Origin of the sequence: Neptunicoccus sediminis, assembly GCF_001719615.1 — a bacterium.
Taxonomy (GTDB): domain Bacteria; phylum Pseudomonadota; class Alphaproteobacteria; order Rhodobacterales; family Rhodobacteraceae; genus Amylibacter; species Amylibacter sediminis.
The window spans coordinates 1-2,457 of sequence record NZ_MDVX01000055.1 but is presented as its reverse complement, the minus strand read 5'-3'; the positions used below and the strand labels follow the sequence as shown (position 1 = coordinate 2,457).

Sequence of the window (2,457 nt, the reverse complement as noted above, 5' to 3'; positions counted from 1 at the left end):
TTGCGCAACTGCATCCCCTCGATCTCCAGCACCTCCTGCGCCGGGCGGCGGGGGGCGTCCATCACGGCGCGGATACCCTCGGGCGCGGCGGCCCCGGGCCCGAAACCCCAGGCCGTCACCGCATCGCCCATGCCGATATCGAAGGCCCCGCCCGAGGCGCGCCCGATCTCGAGCCCGAGGCGCAGGACCGCCCGCAGTTGCTCCGGCACCACCACCCAATCGTCCACCGGCGCCGCATTGATCCGCATGAGCGCGCTCTCCGCGTTCCACGTCGACATCTGCTTGTCCACCTCGTCGACAGCCGCCTGAAGGGCGGCACGGATTGCATCCGTGTCGCGGCCCCGATCCGCGAAGAACAGCGCCGACCAGCGCGTGCCCATGGTGGGGCCGTTCAGGGCGATGCGCGCGCGCTCAGTAGACATCTTCGACATACCGCCCCTCTGCCTTTAGGACTGCGGGCGTAAGCCCGGCAGGTGCGAGGATCTCGGCCAACGCATCGCTCACGCCCGTGGCCATGTCGCGCCCGCCGCAGACCATCACACGCGCCCCGTCGCAGATAAGCCGGGCCACCTGCGCCGCGTCGGCGCGCAAGGCGTCCTGCACATAACTGCGCCGCGCGCCGCGCGAGACGGCGGTGACAAGCCGGGTCAACCGCCCCTCAGCCTGCCAGCCGGGCATCTCTTCGCCATAGAAGAAATCGCTGTCCGCATGCCGCATCCCGAAAAACAGGTGCACGGGCCTGTGCCGCGCATTGCTGCGGATGAAGCCCGCCAGCGGCCCGACACCGGTGCCCGCCCCGATCAGGATCAGCGGGGTGCGACCGCGACCGGCGTGAAAGCCGGGATTGCGCCGCAGGAAAGCCGTGACGGTATCGCCCGGTTCCAGCGATGTCAGCTGGCCCGAGGCAAGGCCGCCCGGATGCTTGCGCACCACGATTTCGACGAACCCGTCGGCCTGACCCGAGGCCAGCGAATAAAGCCGCGGCACGGGGCTGCCCTGCGGCAGGACGCCGATCAGGTCGCCTGCCCGGAACCGGGCGAAGCCCGCGCCCGTCAGCCGCTGCCATAGTGTTGCGCGCGGCAGGGCAAAGCGCAGGATCGCGGCCCCCGCCTGCATCTCAGCCCCGTAGTTGCGCCGCGAGACGAGGGTCAATTGTTCGGTGCGCGGCAAGACGGGTTGGTGCGCAAGGTCAAGGGGTATGCCAAGCATCTCGCCAAGCGCGCGGCCCCAGCGCGCGAAATCCTGCGGCGATTGCCGGTCGATCGTGTCGAGCGGCAGAAGCTCGGGCCAACCTTTCGCCTTTGCCGCTGCCGTGACGTCCTTGGCGAAAGCGCAATAGGCCGGAAAACTCCGGTCGCCGAAGCCGAGAACGGCAATCGGAAAGTCGGGCGCTCGGTCTGTGGCGTTCAGCCGGTCGAGAAAGCCCTTCGCCGAGGCCGGAGCGGCACCATCGCCATAGGTCGCGGCGAGCAGGATGATGCGCTCGGCACGGGCGTAGCGCTCTGGCGCGAAGCCCGACATCGGGCCAACATGGACGCCCTGCCCCGCTGCCGTCAGCGCGGCATGCAGGGTCGCGGCGAAGCCCCAGGTGCTGCCACCCTCGCTGCCGACAAGAATGATCGTCTCGGCACGGCCCGCGGGCTGGTTGCCCCGGATGCGCGGCCGCCCGCGCCGCCCGGCAAGCCAGATCAAGACGCCGGTCACGCCCATCGCCGGCACTCCGAGCGCCATCATCCCGAGCACAAGGCCGAGCGTCGCGGCCCCCTGCCCCGTGTGCAGCATGTAAATGGTTTCCGAGACGCGCTCCCACCCGGTCAGGTCGGCCCATGCCACGAGCGCGCCGGTTCCCTGGTCAAGATAGCCGGTGCCCCGGTCGGTCTTCAGTGTGAACACGTCCGTCGCATCGCCGGGATAGGGAAAGCTCAGTTCGCGCAGCTCGGCGACGGGCGTCTGCAGCAGCGTGGCCATCTGATCGAGAGCGAACCCAATCTCTCCGCTCACTTCGGTGGGATCAGCCGGCAGGACGCCACCGTCCGGCAAAAGATCGAAGGTGGAGGCTGTCATCCAGAGGGCGGTGGTGGAGGACAGAACGAGGCCGATGACGGCGATCCGGGCGATCTCGACATGCAGCCTGCCCGTGAACGGACCGCGCAAGGACGCGAACCAGTGCCGCCATCCGCCCGCCCGTCGCACGACCAGCATAGCACCCGAGAGCGAGAGGACCAGCATCGCCGCGGCCCCGGCGGCCATGGCGATGCGCCCGCCATCCCCGAGGAAGAGCGAGCGATGAAAGTTGGTGAGCCAGCGAAGGGCCTGGTTCGGGTCGGCCGAGGCAACGCCCGCGCCCGTCGCCGGGTCGATCACGGCAGCACCCGGCGCGCCCTGATCGAACCAATAGGCGGTGATCCGACCGGAGGGCGACCGCCGGATCTGCTCGACGCCCGGATAGACGGCCTG

Annotated in this window: 2 protein-coding genes; both read right to left on the bottom strand. The window is 69.6% G+C overall.

Annotated elements, in window-relative coordinates; all coding sequences use genetic code 11:
- On the bottom strand, positions 1-431 hold a 431-nt coding region (locus BFV97_RS17985), incomplete at its 3' end, for an FAD:protein FMN transferase (RefSeq protein WP_172827943.1).
- The coding region (locus BFV97_RS17980) for a PepSY domain-containing protein (RefSeq protein ID WP_069301739.1) at positions 412-2,457 on the bottom strand (2,046 nt) is incomplete at its 5' end. The genes BFV97_RS17985 and BFV97_RS17980, both read right to left, overlap by 20 nt.